General features: G+C 46.6%; 17 protein-coding genes. 6 read left to right on the top strand and 11 right to left on the bottom strand.

All coding sequences use genetic code 11. The features are described 5' to 3' along the window. Nucleotides 1-23: 23 nt before the first annotated feature. Both NST47_RS09350 and NST47_RS09345 read right to left on the bottom strand, forming a co-directional pair. The gene (locus tag NST47_RS09350) at nt 24-1,673 is read right to left on the bottom strand and encodes a nucleoside recognition domain-containing protein (protein ID WP_341154892.1); all 1,650 of its coding nucleotides are present in this window, start codon (nt 1,671-1,673) and stop codon (nt 24-26) included. Beyond that, a complete protein-coding gene (locus NST47_RS09345; RefSeq protein ID WP_341154891.1) occupies nt 1,667-2,794 on the bottom strand; it encodes an NAD(P)/FAD-dependent oxidoreductase in 1,128 nt (375 codons plus the stop codon). The genes NST47_RS09350 and NST47_RS09345 overlap by 7 nt, the downstream gene beginning before the upstream one ends. Nucleotides 2,795-3,061: 267 nt before the next feature. Between NST47_RS09345 and NST47_RS09340 the strand changes: the two genes are divergently transcribed. Further along, the gene (locus NST47_RS09340) at nt 3,062-3,832 is read left to right on the top strand and encodes a hypothetical protein (RefSeq protein WP_341154890.1); all 771 of its coding nucleotides are present in this window, start codon (nt 3,062-3,064) and stop codon (nt 3,830-3,832) included. Between the two features lie 34 nt (nt 3,833-3,866). On the opposite strand, the gene NST47_RS09335 is transcribed toward NST47_RS09340, so the two are convergent. Next, a complete protein-coding gene (locus NST47_RS09335) occupies nt 3,867-4,328 on the bottom strand; it encodes a zinc ribbon domain-containing protein (protein ID WP_341154889.1) in 462 nt (153 codons plus the stop codon). 254 nt (nt 4,329-4,582) lie between these two features. Next, a complete protein-coding gene (locus NST47_RS09330) occupies nt 4,583-5,392 on the bottom strand; it encodes an HAD family hydrolase (protein WP_341154888.1) in 810 nt (269 codons plus the stop codon). A gap of 167 nt (nt 5,393-5,559) precedes the next feature. Here NST47_RS09330 and NST47_RS09325 point away from each other — a divergent pair, with 167 nt between their 5' ends. Both NST47_RS09325 and NST47_RS09320 read left to right on the top strand, forming a co-directional pair. Continuing rightward, a complete protein-coding gene (locus NST47_RS09325; RefSeq protein ID WP_341154887.1) occupies nt 5,560-6,357 on the top strand; it encodes an HAD-IIA family hydrolase in 798 nt (265 codons plus the stop codon). Between the two features lie 4 nt (nt 6,358-6,361). After that, nucleotides 6,362-6,994, top strand: coding sequence for a histidine phosphatase family protein (locus tag NST47_RS09320; protein ID WP_341154886.1), 633 nt, complete (start codon nt 6,362-6,364; stop codon nt 6,992-6,994). Between the two features lie 127 nt (nt 6,995-7,121). On the opposite strand, the gene NST47_RS09315 is transcribed toward NST47_RS09320, so the two are convergent. Continuing rightward, the gene (locus NST47_RS09315) at nt 7,122-7,688 is read right to left on the bottom strand and encodes a PadR family transcriptional regulator (protein WP_341154885.1); all 567 of its coding nucleotides are present in this window, start codon (nt 7,686-7,688) and stop codon (nt 7,122-7,124) included. Between the two features lie 40 nt (nt 7,689-7,728). Beyond that, nucleotides 7,729-9,291 (bottom strand): MDR family MFS transporter, encoded by a 1,563-nt coding sequence (locus NST47_RS09310; RefSeq protein ID WP_341154884.1) that lies wholly within the window; start codon nt 9,289-9,291, stop codon nt 7,729-7,731. Between the two features lie 276 nt (nt 9,292-9,567). On the opposite strand from NST47_RS09310, the gene NST47_RS09305 reads away from it, so the two are divergent. Both NST47_RS09305 and NST47_RS09300 read left to right on the top strand, forming a co-directional pair. After that, nucleotides 9,568-10,470, top strand: coding sequence for a LysR family transcriptional regulator (locus tag NST47_RS09305; protein WP_076232196.1), 903 nt, complete (start codon nt 9,568-9,570; stop codon nt 10,468-10,470). A 6-nt stretch (nt 10,471-10,476) separates the two neighbouring features. Next, nucleotides 10,477-11,283: a histidinol-phosphatase gene (locus tag NST47_RS09300; RefSeq protein ID WP_341154883.1), complete on the top strand. Its 807-nt coding sequence runs from the start codon at nt 10,477-10,479 to the stop codon at nt 11,281-11,283. 139 nt (nt 11,284-11,422) lie between these two features. Here NST47_RS09300 and NST47_RS09295 read toward each other — a convergent pair whose 3' ends face one another. The 3 genes from NST47_RS09295 to NST47_RS09285 form a co-directional block, all read right to left on the bottom strand. After that, complete coding sequence (locus NST47_RS09295; protein ID WP_341154882.1) at nt 11,423-12,529, bottom strand: FAD-dependent monooxygenase; 1,107 nt, start codon at nt 12,527-12,529, stop codon at nt 11,423-11,425. A gap of 511 nt (nt 12,530-13,040) precedes the next feature. Further along, nucleotides 13,041-13,775 (bottom strand): queuosine precursor transporter, encoded by a 735-nt coding sequence (locus NST47_RS09290; protein WP_341154881.1) that lies wholly within the window; start codon nt 13,773-13,775, stop codon nt 13,041-13,043. 118 nt (nt 13,776-13,893) lie between these two features. Further along, nucleotides 13,894-14,313 carry a hypothetical protein gene (locus NST47_RS09285; RefSeq protein ID WP_341154880.1) on the bottom strand — a complete coding sequence of 140 codons (420 nt, stop codon included), beginning with the start codon at nt 14,311-14,313 and terminating at the stop codon, nt 13,894-13,896. 162 nt (nt 14,314-14,475) lie between these two features. On the opposite strand from NST47_RS09285, the gene NST47_RS09280 reads away from it, so the two are divergent. Next, nucleotides 14,476-15,444, top strand: coding sequence for a C40 family peptidase (locus NST47_RS09280; RefSeq protein WP_341154879.1), 969 nt, complete (start codon nt 14,476-14,478; stop codon nt 15,442-15,444). A gap of 158 nt (nt 15,445-15,602) precedes the next feature. Here the strand turns inward: NST47_RS09280 and NST47_RS09275 are convergent, their stop codons facing one another. After that, complete coding sequence (locus tag NST47_RS09275; protein WP_341154878.1) at nt 15,603-17,126, bottom strand: extracellular solute-binding protein; 1,524 nt, start codon at nt 17,124-17,126, stop codon at nt 15,603-15,605. Between the two features lie 89 nt (nt 17,127-17,215). Then, nucleotides 17,216-18,094: a carbohydrate ABC transporter permease gene (locus NST47_RS09270; protein ID WP_341154877.1), complete on the bottom strand. Its 879-nt coding sequence runs from the start codon at nt 18,092-18,094 to the stop codon at nt 17,216-17,218. Between the last annotated feature and the right edge of the window lie 13 nt (nt 18,095-18,107).

The raw sequence follows: 18,107 nt of genomic DNA, 5'->3' as shown, positions 1-18,107 counted from the left end.
GCCTTTTTTAACATGATTAAAGGTTAGGCGAACAGCCATGCAAGCAGAAGCGTGCTTCCTACAGATGTAAGCACCTGTTTACTTGCGAGCGTTGCGGCGAAACGAATACCGAGTTCCTGACCGATGGTCCACATTGTGACCAGACACGCTGTCAGTGTGGAGGCCAAGTAAACCAGCAGGAACGTCTGACCTGCGCTAAGCATAGTCAGCAAGCTGCCATTACCCTCGTTAAGTATCAGCAATCCGTCTTTGCGCAGTATGGAGAAAAGTATCCCGGGAGCCGCTTCACTCGGCAGATGAAAGATCGCCAATAGCGGGCCTACAATGCCAGCCAACCACGTCAGTCCCCCAACCTGCTCCAGCAAGGTCGCTACCAAACAAATGAGTATAAAAATGGGCATCGCCTGCAAGACAAACTGTTTAATAACCGCACGTACTCTCCAACTAACCCCACGAAGTGTCGGCTTTTGTAAAAAGGTTGTATGATCGTAAGCGGGTAGCGTATGAGCAGCCGATCTGCCGTTCCATAATCGGGTATGGAGCGTACCGACTACAAACAAAACGAGTAAATAAGGGATAAATAGCCAAGGACGGCCTGCCGATCCGAAGATAGACAAGGATGCACCAATCTGATAGCTGCAGGCGGAGCCATAGGTAATCATCGATACACACGATTTGCGTGTGCAGGCGCTGCAGGTCCGGCTCTGAAACACAGCAACCACATTACAACCGAATCCGCTTAATACCGGAATCAAATCCCGGCCATTTAGTCCAATATACCGCAGCCAACCGTCCAATGCATCGGTAATCCGATCCTTCAAGCCGCTTTCTTCCACAAGACCGACGCTAAGTCCCACCAATAGCACAACCGGAAAAGCCCACAAAAAGGAATACCATCCTAAGGTCAATATCCCATAATCTCCAGCAATGACCGCTTGAATGATAGCCGGGAATTCGCTAAATAGAGCTGTCAACGGACGGATGACTGCCTGATCTGCTATCGGCTGCATCCATGCGGAGAAAAGGTACGCCGCGTAAACGGGAACGGCAAAAATCAGAACGGTCACCAGCAGCGATAATCCTCTTCCCCACACGCGATGCTCGAACCAGGTTGTCTGGGGACGGACCACGGGAATCTCTGGTGCCAGCAGTGGAATTGCAGTGGAACGCATAGGCTTCGCCGCAGCTATGACTTGAATCAGGCTTTGCTGCTTATGAACCTGCAAGCTCCGTGAATCGGCTGATGCAACCGGAATCCCAAGCCATTCGCGATAATAGTCCATGATTTCGTGCAGCTTGGCCGATGACTTATCTTCGAAGGTTAGCAGCAGCAGTGTTTTTTTGCTATGCAGGTTCACGGCATCCAGCAGCAAAGGAAGCTCGACTTGTGCGTGGGTGCCGCGCACCACAAGCACAACCGTATCTGCCTCATACAACTGCTCGAGAGCCAACTTGGTCGTTGCACTGTCATCCTTCAAACGGATGCCTGGCAGATCGGTTAATTCCAGCTCAGCAGACAATCGCGCTTTACGGCTCATGACTGTGGAACCGCGAAAGTTCGCTTCCTCTCCTGCTGCATCTCCAGTAAGTCCCCGAAACAATGACGATTTACCGGATGATTCAAAACCGATCAGAACGACACTGCTCGGGCTGGCTTTCACTTGACTCAGCACTGACAATCCTCCCCGCAGCATGATAAATCCTCAAGCAGCATCCCTTGTTTACGGTATTCCTCGATAATTGAAGCATCAAGTCCTAAGGAAGCCGCGATAGCCCGGGCCACAATCGCAAAGCGCTGCCTGAATTTATAAATAAAGCACAGCAGCAAATGATCATGTGCAACACCCGGACCGACAACAAATAATCCTGGCGTCAGCGTCGATTCATCATTTGCATTCAGCCTTACTTCACCCTGCTCACCTCGCTCAAATAAGTTTCCGATCAAGCTCAAACTTCCATTAAAGCCTGTGGCCAATAATGGCGGATGCTCCGTTGTGACGAACTGATGCTCTCCTACTTCATTTTCGCAATAAACGATAAATCCGCCTTCCTCGGTTGGCTCTACCCAGTGAACCTCATAACCGCCCATAAACTCGATTAGTCCGCCAGCGTTTGCCTCCTTTAATCGATCCTTCGTATAAGGCGTTAATTCCACACTGGGATCGCTGCTGCCCTTTCTTTCCCAACGATTGCTGCGATCAATTACTTTGACCCTCTTATTCAGCCTGCTCAGGTGAATGGCGGCATCAATACCGCTTTCATAGCCCCCGATGATCACGATTTCTTCGCCATCAATCTGCTTCCACTCGTCTACAAGACTGTTGTGTATGCAATGCTCAGCTCCAGGAAATCCATCCAGACGCGGATATTGAAATTCACCTGCCGCCCAAATAACGAATCGACTATGCAGAGGTCCATCCGAGGTATCCACAACAAACCCACCGTCCTCTGTCCGCACAGCTTCCACATCGATACCCGTTTGGATAGGCAGCTTCTTATAATCAGCAACTGCCTGCAAATAGTCAGCATAGTCTGTCCCTGAAGGATGCTCCGTTCCAAGCGTGTAAGCCGGTGAGGTACTTAGCGCAATCGCGTTCAAATCCAGCAAGCCATAAGCATTACTCGTAAAGGACGGGGTAATAAAGCGCATTTCCTCCGGCCACAGCAAAAATGAAGCCCCTACCTCACTTCTTTCCAAAATAACGAATTGGGTCAAACCCATATCCTGCAAAGCAATACCGACACCTATCCCTGCCGGTCCGGCTCCAACGATAATACAATCAAATCGATCCATTCCTAAACCAACTCCTGATTTATGTCTATTTTAATAGTAATAATTACAATTTAAATGTATTAAAACATATTTTTTTTCAATAGGCAAGCATTGTTTACACAAAAATAGAACCGTACCCGCGAGAGTCATCCTTCATTTCTCTCTGCAGCACAGCTCTCCCAAGGATTCTTGCCTCAAAGGCTTATACCAAACGTCAATTTATGGATGAAGTTTAAACGAATGAGTCATACTATGGTCATCTTAATGCCATTTGAAGGAGCGACAGCCATGATTAGTAATCGCGAGCTGAAGAATGAAATCGAGCAATTAAATGAACAAAATCAAGGCTTGACCCAGGAATTGCAATCGATTAAAGAAATGCTTCAAAACCAAGTCAACAATAACGGCCAGTCAAATTGGAATAGCGGGTCAAATTCAACTGGTGGTCAAGCAAAACAAGCCAACGGCGGTGGCCGCTCATCCGGAGATAACTCAAAGCAGGCCGGCGGCGGCAATGATTCTTCCGGGGATAATTCCAAGCAGGGCGATAGCGGCGGCAGTGATTCTTCCGGTGGTAATTCAAAGCAAGCCGATAGCGGCGGCGGTGATTCTTCCGGCGGTAATTCCAAGCAGGCTGACAGCGGTGACAGTAATTCTTCCGGCAGTAATTCAAAACAGGCTGACAGTGGTGGCAGTGATTCTTCCGGCAGTAATTCCAAGCAGGCTGACAGCGGTGACAGTGACTCTTCCGGTGGCAGCAATTCTTCCGGCAGCGATTCAGAACAAACCGATAGCGGTGGCAATCAAAGCGGCAGTTATGATGGATCCAGCGGACAAGATAGTGATTTTCAAGCAATTGCCCAGGACTTTTCCAAGCTCAAGGACTTAACCAGTCAGTTGGAATACAAAATGCAAAGCTATATATCCAATCAAACCTCCGGCAAACCACTTAAAGAAGAAGATGTGATTAATCTGGTTCTTGCGATGATGAACGGGATGATCGATTGGACTACAGACCTCATATCCCGACAAAATCAACAATCAGGGCCTTTGCAATAAATGGTGTCAGCTCCTGCGAGGCAGCCAAAGTTCCTTACATAGTCATCCCACAGTGTGAGCAAAACTTCGTATCCGCATCATTGACGGTCCGGCACCCCTGGCAAATAAGACGGATTTCAGCCGCAGATGCTTTCTCTTCATATGAGCTTGCAAACGAATATCCGCAAGCCGGACAAAATTTAACCTCACTGGCAACAACCTTGCCGCAGCGGCATTCCTTCATATGGCGGGCTTGTTTGATTTTCAGTTCAATGGACTGGATTTCCTGTCGCAAGGCGCTAATGTGCTGACAATGGGCGGTCACTTCCTTGTCCGCCTGTTTCCAATTGCCCGCCGTATAAGCTTTATATACCGCTTCCCCAATGAGCTTATTTGTCTTCTCCTGCTCTTTTTCCTTAGCTGTAATTTGCGTACGCAGTTTAGTGGTCTCGACCGTCTGCTGCGCTTTTTTGGCTGCGCCCGATGCACCTTGCTTCATCTTATCAAAAAAAGACATAAGACATCTCTCCTTCACCTCGTAGTTCTTCCTACTACAAAGCTATGAAGCAAAGACAGATCCTCATGCCCATTATTAATAAATTAAGCGATTTTGTATACTACCCATACCGCTTTTGCTAAAAAAACCGGCGCAGCAGCGAAACACCCAACAACACGATGACAATGACGCATAGGAGCAGCAGCCTTTTTTCCTGCTTGTCAAACTTATTCATCCATTCATCCACTTCCCTTAATACATCGCTTTTTTTGCTACTATGGGTGGGTCTGTAATAGGGATTCCAGCACGACAGCCACACCATCCTGATCGTTGGTCGCTGTCATTAGCTTTGCCTTTAATTTCAACTCGTCAATGGCATTGCCCATGGCTACCGGATACCCGCACATATCAAACAGCTCAAGATCATTATAATCATCTCCAAAAACCATCACATGATCAGGGTGTATGCCTCTGCGTGTCAATACAGGCAGCAGGGCAGCTGCTTTGGAAACACCGGCATTCATAATTTGTATCAGTCGGCCTTTATCCGTCAACATGATTTTGACGCGATGTCCAAATTCACGGTTCAACTCGGTATAGATATCATCGTCATTCGAGAGCAGCATTTTGGAAAGCAAAAATTCATTCAGCTCTTCTCGTGTGCATACTTCAGGAAACGGGGTACCATCCGGAAAACCAAGAAGAATGGCATGCTCTGGGGTCAGACTGCGATTGCAGAGCATCGTACCCGTTACTTCAAAAGATACAATTTGTCCCGAATTCCGCCTCATAATCGCCTCATAGAGTTCAACCTTCGTCTGCTGATTCATCCATAGATGATCCTCCGTATCGTAAGCAGAATCAACAGTATGGGCACCGTTATAGTAGATTATACAACCCATTTCCAGCATCTCAGGGGGTAACAGCATACGCAAAGACCTCGCAGGCCTTGCTGTAGCAAGGATCATATGAATACCAGCCCGATAACACGATATGAGGGCTTGAAGACTGCGTGCTGATACTTCGCGACGGCTATTCAAGAGCGTTCCATCCAAATCCAGGACAACAGCCTTAATTATATCCATTGTGACCTCCAGAGGAAAATTTTTACTATGATATCATAGAGGCTTCGCTTTGTAAATCAATGGGTCTAGCGAAATGGATTGTGGCGGTTCTGCTAGTTTATTTGTTACAATATGACATGCACACAATAGTTTGAGAATCTGTGTGTCAACGAAAGGAAGAGCCGACAGTGAAAGGTTTTATACTCGATTTGGATGGGACTTTATATGATGGGGATGCGCCTATTCCCTATGCGCCGGCATTTATCGAATGGCTGCGCAGTCATCATTATCCCTATTTATACGTAACGAACAACTCGTCGCGTACGCCAGAGCAGGTGGCAGCGCACCTTCGTAAAACTGGTATTGAGGCTTTGCCGGAAGAGGTGCTTACCTCATCCCAGGCAGCCGCACTTTATATGCAGGAACGGGCCAGTAATAAACAGGTATATGCGATTGGAGAAACAGGGCTTCAGCAGGCGTTGCAGGATGCAGGCTTTCAGACGGTTGAGCAAGGCTCTCAGCCAGCCTTTGTTGTGCAAGGGATCGATCGGGAATTCAGCTATGCCAAGCTGTCAACGGCAGTTCGATATATTCGTGGTGGCGCAGCCTTTATATTGACCAATCCCGACCATCTGCTGCCAATGAACCATGAGCTTCATCCGGGTGCAGGCTCCATTGCCGCAAGTATAGAGCGGGCCAGTCAAGTGGAACCAACGATTATTGGCAAGCCATCTCCGATTATTATGAATTATGCTATTGCCAGACTTGGCCTGCCATCCAATCAAATATGGGTCGTCGGCGATAATTTGCAAACCGACATACAAGGCGGATTAGCCGCGGGCTGCCGAACCGCACTTGTGCTTACGGGTCTCGTTAAACCAAATACATTGGAAGCACAAGAGCAGCGAACCGGTATACGGGCAGAGCTTGTCTGTGACCATTTAATGCTGCTGGCCGAAGCTCTAAGCCAAGAAAAAGAGGGTTGATCAGATGAACCCTACAATTATTAGTCTTATACGCCATGGAGTAACAGATGTCAATCGCGAGCCTATCTTTCAAGGACAAATGAACAATCCGTTAGCGATTGAAGGAACCCGTCAAGCCCAGCTGCTGGCAGCGCGGTTGTCATTTGTGAAGGTTGATGTGCTATACAGCTCTGATCTGCTGCGTGCCGTGCAAACAGCCGCCATTATCGTGAAGCCGCACGACAAGGAAATTCGAACCTCCTCCCAGCTGCGGGAAATTAACCGTGGCGACTGGACGGGAATGAGCTACAAGGCTTGTGCTGCCGCCGATCCTGCTGGCTGGCAGGCAAGTCGGATCAATCCGGAATTCCGTTCTCCTGGCGGAGAATCCTTCGTAGACCTGCACAAGCGGGTTGTTACGGAGATTGAGCGTATCGCCATGCTCCATCGCGGGACGCATATTGTCATCGTTACACATGGAGGTCCGATTCGCGCCTTCCTGCGTCATGCTGTTGGACTTCCAGCCCATCATATGCAGACATTCGAAGCAGCGAACACGTCCATCAGCCGCTTTAAGCTCGAGGACCAGCAGTGGTCGCTGCTGCAATTTAACGACCACGCCCATCTTGAGCCTAACAGCTTTGTATCAGGGTCTTGATGTACCCAGTGCCAGCTAGCTGCCTTGTCAGATGGGTTCGAAGCCTGGCATAGGGGTATATGAAGAATGAAGCCTCCATTCCCGCTTTGCAGCGATCCGGAGGCTTCATTCTTATCAAATATGGAGACTATGCCTGCCCATCCAGGGGAAGTCCTTCTTCGCTCAGGCGTCCTTCCTTGGCATCCTTCGCCAGACGCTCCAGCCAGCGCAGCTGGGTGAGGCCGTGCTCATAGGAGCAGTACATCATATGCAGCACGCCGCGCGGCACAATCGGAATATGCTCCTCATAAAGATCCTTCATTTTGCGATTCTTCAGCTTCTGCTCTTCGATTTTCTTTACAATAATCTCATAGATTCTGCCTTGATCCCCATAACCCGAGAACATTAATGCCGTTACCATCGGATAATAGACAGGGGATTTTTCCTGAAATTGCTGCAGCAGCAGCTCTTGAAACAACAGCTTGCCGGAGGGTGAAATCCGATATATGGTCCGATCCGGCCTGCTGCTGTCCTTGACGGTTTCAACGGTCTCGATATAGTCATTTTTTTTCAACTGCTCGATCGCATAGTACAAGGAACCATCACGCATTTTGATATAATGATGCATTTCACGTTCCATCATCGTCTGCTTGATTTCATAGGGATGGCTTTCTTTTTCCATTAAAAGCCCGAGAATAACCAGCTTCATGGACATGGAGCACTCACCTTATTTCTGAAAATTTCAAGTACTGACACTACGCCTTTTGCTTCGTATGCGAAGGGATTTCCATCCTCGCCTTACCCATCAGCAAAATGCAGATCAAGGCGGCGACCGCCATGATCAGTGTACACTGAAAAACAACAGCAATCGAATCTGCCAGCCCAACCGTCAGCTTTTCCAATACTTGCGGTGGAATCTTGGCTCTCACATCAGGCTGCAATAGCGCTCGCGGATCGATTTGTGCCATATTGGAGCCTGGAAGCAGCTCTGTCAGCCGCGAGGTCAGTGCACCCGTCTGCACACTTCCAAGTATGGTTACCCCGATAGCCGAGCCGATCGAACGAAAGAAGGCAACCATGGACGTCACGGTACCGCGGAACTCAAAGCCTACATTATGCAGCGACGACATCGAGACCACCGGAAAGGATGCTCCAATCCCCAGGCCCATAAGAATCATATAAACGATCACCAATGGTCGTGGTGTCAGCTGTGGAGTCGTACCTCCGAATATACCCAACAGCGATTGAACCCACGCAGGCGAATAATAGGACAACGTCGATAACAACGAGGTTGCTATAAGCAGAAGTGCACACGATACGAGCAATATATTACGGTAAGGCAATTTACTGATAAAGCGGCCTCCAAATACACTGCTGACCACAACACCCAGCATCATCGGAGTCAGCACTTGCCCGGCACTTGAAGCCGAGCCTTGATACACACCTTGTATAAACAGAGGAATGTAAGAAGCGGCAGACATCAGGATCGCTCCATAGAACAGGCTTGTTCCCATACTCGCTGTAAACAGCTTATTGCGAAACAATTTAAGCGGTACGACAGGATCCGATACTTTAGTCTCGATCCAGAGAAATAACGCCAGCAGAATGACAAAACCGCTGAATAAGCCATAGCTCTGCAGAGAGTTCCAGGCGAACTCCTTGCCTCCAAGCTCTAACCCGAACATCAGACACAACACGGAAGCGGCAAAAGTGATGGTTCCCCACCAATCGATTTTTTGATTCGGATTACTTGGCAATGTCGCGTGATAAAATAAAGTGATCAGCAAGAGAGAGACCACACCAAGCGGCAAGTTAATGAAGAAGATCCATTTCCAATTTACGTAATCCGTAAAATAAGCTCCGGCCAGCGGCCCCAACACACTCGAAATACCAAAAACGGCACCGAACAAGCCCTGCATTTTACCCCGCTTTTCAGGTGGAAACAGATCAAATACGATAGTGAACGTAATCGGCATCAGTGCGCCACCGCCAATACCCTGAATTGCCCGATAAACGATCAATTGGAACATACTCGTTGAAGTCCCGCACAAGGCAGAGCCGATCATGAACACGACCAAGCCAAGCAGGAAAAATTTCTTGCGCCCATACATATCGGACAATTTACCGAAAATCGGCATCGATACGACATTGGCAATCAAATATGCGGAGAATACCCATACAAACTTGTCCAAGCCACCAAACTCACCGACAATCGTTGGCATCGCCGTAGAGACGATCGTTTGGTCTAGTGAAGACAGAAGCAGGCCCAGCATTAATCCGACGATCGTCAGACGGACGTTAGATTTTTTGTTAACCATCATTTCACCCTCATTTTTACTTTTATACTTACGTTAATTATTATATTCAAATTTGAGTAATTAACAAGTGATTAATCAAAAATTAACAAGGAATATCGGCTCATTTTTTAGAAATTCCCTTATTTAGGTTTGCTCCTCGCTGCCATGTGTCATATAATGTCTATATTGAGAAATTGTATTTATATTATAGGGTAAATCGATAAAATTTATCTATTTTTCAAATCGGTTTATATACCCACCTAAGGCACAACTTTTTAGAGAGGAGGGTCCGATTAAGTGAATTTGAACCAACTCGAAACGTTAATTACGATTTCCAAAACCATGAGCTTCCGCAAGGCGGGCGAGTTGCTCAATCTCACACAGCCAGCTGTATCCGCTCAGATTAAAAGTCTGGAGGATGAGTTCAAGACCGTACTTATTGACCGTAACCAGCCAGTAACCCTGACCGACAGCGGACGCATATTTCTCGAACATGCAGAATTAATTTTGCATACGGTTGAGGATATGAAGGAACGACTGAACGATTTGAACCATACGCCGCAGGGCCATATCCATCTGGGAACGACTACCTCCATTGCCATTCAGATTTTACCGCGTGTGCTGTCCTATTTTCAAAATCAATTTCCATTGATCAAAACAACGATCCACTCGATGACAACCTCACAAATCATGCATAGCGTCGAGAATGGCACCATTGATATCGGCATTACGTACTTATTTGAAAAACAGCCTTCACTCGAAAGCTCGGTGCTGTACTACGATACTTTCGAATTGGTCGTATCACCTAATCATCCGCTCAGCCGCTACGCTCACGTACCTATAGAGAGGCTGCATGACATTTCGTTAATTATGCTTTCGCCTGAAACAGCAGGCCGCAGGTTTGTCGATCAAATTTTCAAGCAGCTTAACATCACTCCGCAAATCGTTATGGAGCTGTCCAGCAGCGAAGAGGTCAAACGAATGGTCGAGCTGAATTTAGGAGCTGCGATTATTTCCAAGATGTCGATAGCTAACGAGCTTCGCTTGGGTACCCTAAAGATGGTTAAAGTTCATGAGCTTGAAATCAGCCACCCTGTCGGCGTTATATATAAATCCGGACGCTATTTAAGCTCGGCGCTGCATCAATTCTTACTGGATTTAAAAGGCATGCAAGAAATACAATTTATCGGATCGGAGTGAATTTTAATGAAATTCGATTTACACACACATCATGAACGCTGCGGCCATGCCGTAGGCACGATACGCGATTATGTCGAGGCGGGTATTCGTCATGGACTATCGGTAATCGGGATCTCTGACCATTCTCCCTATTTCGGGAGTTCGAAGGAACGGGAACAGCCGGGTATTGCAATGGGCAAAAGCGAGTTCGCGATCTATATTGATGAAGTGTTGAAGCTCAAGCAGGAATACAGCGGAAAAATCGATGTGCTGCTGGGCGTCGAGTCTGATTTTTTCCCTGAGCATGCAGAGCTGTATCGACAAATATATGAGCAATACCCTTTTGACTACATTATCGGCTCCGTTCATTTGTCCGGGGGTACGAGTATTTTCAACAAAACCCGTTTCCAGGGACTAACCGATGCTCAGCTTGTTGAACAAAAAGACATTTATTACGGTCTGATTGAGCAATCAGCTCGCAGCGGTATTTTTCAAATTCTTGGGCATATTGATGCGATGCGTGCTTACTTTGTCCCTTTTTCGGCGGTACCGACCGATTCCGTGGATCGCACCCTCCAGATCATTGGCGAGCAAGATGTCGCAATCGAGATCAACACCTCCGGTAAAACCAAAGCCTGCGGCGGCTGGTATCCGGTTGATGAGGTTCTTGAACGGGCGCTTCATTACGGAGTCAGAGTTACCTTCGGATCGGATGCCCATGTGCCTGAGCGTGTAGGCGATGACTGGGACGAGGTCAGCAAGCGTTTGAAGGAGATTGGCTTTAAGGAATGGGTGTATTTCAAACAAAAGGAACGTCAAATCGTCCCTTTGTAAGTTCAAATGAGGAAGACGTACAACCAGTCCGCATGACGGGCTGGTTGTTTGTTTACTGATTAGACTGAAAATTATCAAGTCCTAAACTTAAGAAAATCAAATAACATAAAGGGCTTCACATAATCCTACAGATCGGTCCCTAGATGTCCTTGATGGATGCCGCTTGCGAAATTCTTTCGCGAATGGCTTCTTCAGTTCGTGGGACAAGAAAATCCACCATCATTTCCGCGTTTGCTTGCACTCCCTCGATGAAAGGACGGAAACTCTTATTATATTCTTGGAACGCAAGTTCAAAATTCCCATGGTTTCTTTGGAAAGCATCAGCCAAGGCTGCCGCCCCATCTATGGCCAGTGACCCACCCATGCCAGCAGCCGGAGAGGCGCAGTATCCAGCATCACCGACCAGCGCTACCCTGCCTTTTGTCCACGACGGCATTTTCATTTGGCACAGCTTGTCAAAGTAAAAAGTTTTTGAGTTCTTCACTTCTTCCAGCAATTCCGGCGTTCGCCAGCCTAGTCCGGAAAATTGATTCAAAATTATATTCCTCTGCTGTTCTTCGTTTCGGTAGTCGTAAGGTATTTCCTTTTCCGAAGAAAAGCAGAGGACGATATCGGTTTTATTATTGTAGGTGTTCAGCATGACCGCCTTGCCCGGCTCATTGTACATCTGTGTCGTATTCTCCCGGATCAACAACTTATCCACGATCGTGATAGAAAAATAAGTTTTAAGAAAATGCGAAAAATCCGTCTCCTCGCCGAACCACAATTTTCTGACGACCGAATGAATACCATCACAGCCGAATAGCAGGTCATACGACCGCTTTTGTCCCCCTTTAAAAGTTACCTCGACGCCATTACTTTCTTCCTTCAACGATGTTATGCTGTGGCCGAAAATAAACTCGACATCATCTTTGACAGCTTCGAACATGATATTCAACAATACATCTCGCTCGATTTCATATTCATCTTCTACGAGCTCCTCGCGGAATTCCAATCTTTCAGTGACATCATCGAAATTTTTGTATTCCATCAATCCCATCAGTATTTTGTTTGACTGGATTTGATCGAGCAGCCCCATGCGTTTCACAATGTCTACGGTATTTTCGCGGATATTTACAGGCGTGCCGCCTTTTTTTAGATCATTGGCAATCTCAACAACGGTAACATTGTAGCCTAGTTTCTTCATCCAGTAGGCTGTTGAGAGTCCGGCGAAACTTGCCCCGCTAACTAGGATATTATTTCTCATATATTCGTTCCTCCCATGATCCACAATATTTTTATTAACATTGAACAGGTTAAGATATTTTTATAAACTGAATATAAATAGCTCGTGTAGTTCGCAGATCATGCAACCTGAATCAATACGATAAAGAGTCTGTAACAATCATCACTTCAAAAGTAATTTATGGACCAGGCATGAGCTGCATGCGATTGTAAAAGAGCACAATTTTACTTCACCAGAGCAATCCAAGCACGTAAAAAGAACTGTATAAAGATGTTTCGCAGGAAGCACTCGAGGCCAATGCTTTGCGATATGCTCGACGTTGACGGCGGATGGCATGCCGCGGCTGCAGCTTGTGCTCCTGGTTCTTCGGATGAAGCCAGGCTTTGTGATCGGCGCGTCGACTACGACGGCTAGCGGAGCAGTCTAAAACTTATTTCCATTTACATTTACTGGAATACTACAACGACGCCTAATAATAGACAAAATACCCCTTACTCCGCTGAAATCGTGGAATAAGGGGTATTCGCCATTGCTATTGAATCTGCGTATGATGAGTCACTTCATATTGAGGCTGCTGGGTCGACCTGGAGTTTCCTCTCACCCATCTAACCAGTAAATAAATAATCGGTGTGCCTATAATAGACATCATAATCTTGACGCCGAACTCCGTACCTGTAGCTGCCACCATGTCCGGAATCGGCATAATTCCGATAAACCCAATCACGAAAAATACCGAGGTATCGAGCAGCTGACACGTAATCGTCGCCACATTGCTGCGCAGCCAAAGATGCTTACCGTTGGTTTTCTCTCTCAGACGAGTGAACAGGTACACATCAATATTTTGGCTGATTGAATAGGCTACTAAGGATGCGAGCACAATTCTTGGAACACCGCCCAGAATCGTTGCCAGCTCGGCCTGATTCTCGAAAAACACCGCTGAAGGCATATGAATGACGAGTGTGAACGCTCCAACCATGCAGGCATTCATAAACAACCCGATCCAGATCGCCTGCCGCGCGACCTTTCTCCCCCATATTTCCGATATCGTATCGGCAATGATAAACGTAATCGGGTAGAAGAAAATACCGGCTGTGACATCGGCAAAGCCGACATCGACAATTTTAATCGCCACAATGTTGGCAATCATCAACGACGAAATAAAAACTGCCATCAATAAAATCAGCTTTTTTGTCGTCCCATCTATCGGCAGATAAGGGATTGCCCCTCCTTTCGATAGATCACTTGCTGTACGGCTTGATTTGTTCATGCACTTACCTCCATAGTTTTGTTTATAGACAGGATGGTCGCGAACTGTCTTGGTACACTATACAATAAACCTTCCATTTGAACAATCTTAAATATCGATCAAACCCTAACGCCCAGCTTTATCTGGGAGTACGCCTACCCATAAGCAAGGCCAGCAGGAATCCGTACATAGCATGGCCCACAAGCCAGATGGCAATTGCGCTCACATCATAAATGGCAGGTGTTTTGGAAGATAACATGGTAGTCAGATACAGCACAGCTCCGACGATTACGCTCCACAGAACAAAGGTTTGCACAATTCGCTTGGCATAGTCTTTACGTCGAATGAGCTTGTAAAAAACGAGAGCTACAACGGCCGAGATGATCATATGTATAGAAAATTCAGTCGCTTCAGTTAAGGTCAGATCTCGCAGCACAGGTACATAATCCACATTCAGCAAAAGTGTATACACCCTTATTTTCCATTCAAATTCCACGATTCTAAAAAAAATTCCAATGAATAAACCGGCTCCAATGCCGGCCCAAATCGCTCTTTGCATAATAACTTCCTCCCCCCTGCCTTATGAATATATTTTACCGCGTAGAGGGCTGTGATAGCAAAATTAGCGTTTTCCAGTATTTACACATCCCTGAATCCTGCCAAATGAACTTTTCCCTCCGAATAGAGTTAGTACTAACTTCACTAAGAGGGGAAGAGCCGCATGAAAAAATCAGCTTCGTACATAGCGCTTGGACTTGTAGTTTTTGTGGGAGGACTCGGTTCGGGAATTTCGTTGGCTTCTGGGAACATACAGCAGGTAACCGCTGATTTGTCCCCATTTTATTGGAAGGCGGGTGATACCCGTTATTCAGCGCAGGATGGCTATAACGATGGAACTGAGCAGCTTCCGGGAAGCATGAACTATAAAGGCACCACCTACATCCCTATCCGCCTGGCAGCCGAAACGCTTGGGTACGAGGTGGGATGGGACGACTCCTCGAAAACCGCCACCTTTATCGATCCGGCTCAAAGCGATGATCCTGGCCTGGATCTGCCTGCGCCCTCCCAGACGGATTACGCGCCTAACAAGGCGGTGCTCAAAACCTCTTCCGTTATGCTGGAGAAAGCAGATACAAATGCAGCCGTTGTGCAGACGATACCAGCGAATGCCAAAGTAACCGTCACGGCGGAGGTAAATCGGGAATGGCTCGCGATTACCGTTAATGGCCGACAAGGCTATGTATCTGCCGCAGCAACGGATTACCGGTTCAAGGCGGACCGACCCGCATGGGAGCAAAGGGCTGATGCAGTAATTGCCACCGGCCTAAAGTATATGGGCACACCTTATCAGTTCGGCGCCTCCTCCAAGCAGACAGCTACGTTCGATTGTTCGTCATTCACACGGTATGTCTTTGGTGAAAACGGAGTGACGCTTCCACGGGTTTCCAGAGAGCAAAGCCAGATTGGACAAGATGTAGATATCACCAAAATTCGCAAAGGCGATCTGGTTTTTTTCACGACACCCCAACGGAAAAATGAATCAGGACTCCAGCGGATCGGACATGTAGCCATCTACCTCGGAGACAATAAAGTGCTGCATACGTACCGGGTAGGAATTGGCGTCATTGTGACGGATTTGGATGACAGCTGGAAGGGTCGCATCATTTCGGCTAAGAGAGTCATAACTTGAAAAATTGCGAGCGATTCACACGAACAAATAAAGTTGGTTCGTGAACTGAATCTCATCATTAAGCTGATTCCCCATGTCTATGTTGAACGTATCACCAAAAAACCGGAGGCTATAATTAGCCATCCGGTTTATTCGCAATTAAATAAATATCCAGATTATCATTTCTTTGTGTTATTTTTATTTTTTGCATACCATTCATTAATTGACGCTTCCATTTCCTTGCCCCCCGCTGCTTCCCATTCCGTATTAAACGCGTCCAGATCCGCTACCTTTTTATTGCCAAGTAATACTTTTACAACAAAATCACTTTGCAGTTTACCAAGCGACTGCTTGTATCTCAGATTAGCAGCGTTGGGAGGCATATATCCCGCCGGATCTTTAACCATAACTTCTTTGAGCTGACGATTTACCTGCTCAAAAGAGCTAAACATATTTGGATCCCTGCGTAAACGGCCTTGCCACATCGTCGGGTAATCCTTCTGGTCAAAGCCTGGCATAAACCACCAAGCAAAAGCAAACTTTTCTGAAAATGCGGGCTCTATCGGATAGTAGTTGCCGTTTTCGATTTTAAAAGTTACTCCTTCATCGCCCATAACCGTTTTCATAAAGATGTCCGGGTTTTCCCGCTGCATTCGCAAATTCATATACTTGATGGCATGTTCCGCATTTTTGCTTGCTTTGGGGATCGACAATATCCGCTGAACATCCACTGGAACACCCACGCCGGCTTTCCCATTTTTATCCTTCAACGGATCGACAATATCGGTTGTCGCATTCGGGAATGCTTTGGACAAGGCAGGCGCAATACGTGCGTGCTCATTCCAGCCGGAATAAAAGGAGAATGCTTTGCCGCTGGAGAACTTTTCCTCCACCGTCTTGGTTTGATTAATGGCAAAGTCCGGATCTAGCAAACCTTCCTGATACAGCTTCACCAAGTAAGTCAGGTAATCTTTGATACCCGGCGTTTTCATAAGCGGTAGCAGTTTTCCATCGACCTCATTCCAATCATTATATAGGCCGAATCCACTCATCAAGGTATTAATATTCCAAGTCGCAGCAGAAAACGGAATTCCATCTTTATTAGATTCCTTTACAGCCTTTAACACCTGATAAAATTCATCCGGGGTTTGGGGCATCTGTAAATTAAGCTGCTTTAAGAGATCTGTTCGAACCTCGATTCCCCTGCGAATATTAAGGCTGTCCTGCATATATGGAATGCCGTATAATTTTCCGTTTAGCTTGGTTTGCTCCATATCTGTGGGAACAATTGCTTTTTTAATATTAGGGCCATACTTATCAACAAGTTCTGTAATATCCGCCAATGCCCCCTGCGTAGATAACTGGGCATATTGAGCCGGCGACAACATCAATATATCTTTATCTGTACCTGACGCAATCTCAATATTCAGCTTTTCGTCGGCTTTATCCGCCGGCAGCATGGAATATTCCAGGTTATAGCCTGTCAGCTTCTTGATATCATCGACCACACCCTGCTTTTGAATATCAAATGACGTGCTCGGTCCCAAATATTTCAATGTCGGCTTTACTTCTTCCTTGGATGCCGGCTTGGTATTGTCTGCACTTTTCTTGGATGCCGCATCCTCATTTCCACTGCTCGCACAGCCTGCGACAAGGCTCAATGCTAACCCGGTGACGATGCTCTTACTGATCCATTTATTCAACTAAATGACCTCCCCTATTTGATATACACTGTTGTAAGACGCTGTTTCCCCTTCAGTGCTACCGATATTTCTATACGGTCTTGACGCTGCTATCCTTTGACTGAACCCAATGTTAAACCTTTAACAAAATACTTTTGCAGGAATGGATAAACAACCATGATTGGAAGCGCTGACACAACAATTGTCGCCGCTTTGACTCCTTCACTTGTGATATTCATCATTTCGTCGGAGGACATTTCCTTCAGATTCGTATCTGAATTGACAATCATTTCATATAAAAACAACTGCAGTGGCTTTAAATCCTGACTGTTAATATAGATCATCGCATTAAAGAAACTGTTCCAGTACCCTACTCCATAAAATAAACCGATCGTCGCAATGACTGGCATGGATATCGGCAGCACGATCTCAAATAATATGCGCATATAAGAAGCGCCATCAATCTTCGCGGATTCCTCCAGGCTCTCCGGGATCCCCTCAAAAAAAGTTTTCATCACCAGCATGTTGAAAGGCACTATAATTCCTGGCAAAATAAGTGACCATAGGCTGTCAAGAAGTCCCAGGCTTTTCATTAACACATACCCCGGGATAATCCCTCCGCTAAACAGCATTGTGAAAACATATAGCATTAGAATAGCCTTTGCACCCTTAAATCCGGGTTTGGAGAGAGGATAGGCTGCCATCACCGTAACAAGTAGAGCCAGTATTGTTCCTACTATGGTAATGAATAGCGAGTTGCGGAATGCGCTCAAAAATCCGGATTTAACAATGACGAAATAAAAGGTATCCCATTGAATCCCTACCGGAAACAGCCCTACCTTTCCAGCGGTTACCGCGGTTTCTTCACTGACAGACTTGGATATTACATGCAGGAACGGCAGCAGACATAACAGCCCAAAGACCGTTAATACAAGCCCATTCACATAAGGAAACAGCTCTCTTTTGGAAAAGCTTGATTCTTTTTTCATAGTCCCCCTCCTT

It is taken from the genome of Paenibacillus sp. FSL H8-0034, assembly GCF_038000305.1.
Lineage (GTDB): Bacteria > Bacillota > Bacilli > Paenibacillales > NBRC-103111 > Paenibacillus_S.
This window is presented reverse-complemented; position numbering and strand designations above follow the sequence as displayed.

Bases quoted from the DNA above. Each gene is read 5' to 3' on its own strand.
- NST47_RS09295 (WP_341154882.1), bottom strand. From the start codon at position 12,529: ATGAGAAATAATATCCTAGTTAGCGGGGCAAGTTTCGCCGGACTCTCA.
- NST47_RS09310 (WP_341154884.1), bottom strand. From the start codon at position 9,291: ATGGTTAACAAAAAATCTAACGTCCGTCTGACGATCGTCGGATTAATG.
- NST47_RS09335 (WP_341154889.1), bottom strand. From the start codon at position 4,328: ATGTCTTTTTTTGATAAGATGAAGCAAGGTGCATCGGGCGCAGCCAAA.
- NST47_RS09330 (WP_341154888.1), bottom strand. From the start codon at position 5,392: ATGGATATAATTAAGGCTGTTGTCCTGGATTTGGATGGAACGCTCTTG.
- NST47_RS09270 (WP_341154877.1), bottom strand. From the start codon at position 18,094: ATGAAAAAAGAATCAAGCTTTTCCAAAAGAGAGCTGTTTCCTTATGTG.
- NST47_RS09280 (WP_341154879.1), top strand. From the start codon at position 14,476: ATGAAAAAATCAGCTTCGTACATAGCGCTTGGACTTGTAGTTTTTGTG.
- NST47_RS09285 (WP_341154880.1), bottom strand. From the start codon at position 14,313: ATGCAAAGAGCGATTTGGGCCGGCATTGGAGCCGGTTTATTCATTGGA.
- NST47_RS09340 (WP_341154890.1), top strand. From the start codon at position 3,062: ATGATTAGTAATCGCGAGCTGAAGAATGAAATCGAGCAATTAAATGAA.
- NST47_RS09290 (WP_341154881.1), bottom strand. From the start codon at position 13,775: ATGAACAAATCAAGCCGTACAGCAAGTGATCTATCGAAAGGAGGGGCA.
- NST47_RS09315 (WP_341154885.1), bottom strand. From the start codon at position 7,688: ATGTCCATGAAGCTGGTTATTCTCGGGCTTTTAATGGAAAAAGAAAGC.
- NST47_RS09320 (WP_341154886.1), top strand. From the start codon at position 6,362: ATGAACCCTACAATTATTAGTCTTATACGCCATGGAGTAACAGATGTC.
- NST47_RS09345 (WP_341154891.1), bottom strand. From the start codon at position 2,794: ATGGATCGATTTGATTGTATTATCGTTGGAGCCGGACCGGCAGGGATA.
- NST47_RS09300 (WP_341154883.1), top strand. From the start codon at position 10,477: ATGAAATTCGATTTACACACACATCATGAACGCTGCGGCCATGCCGTA.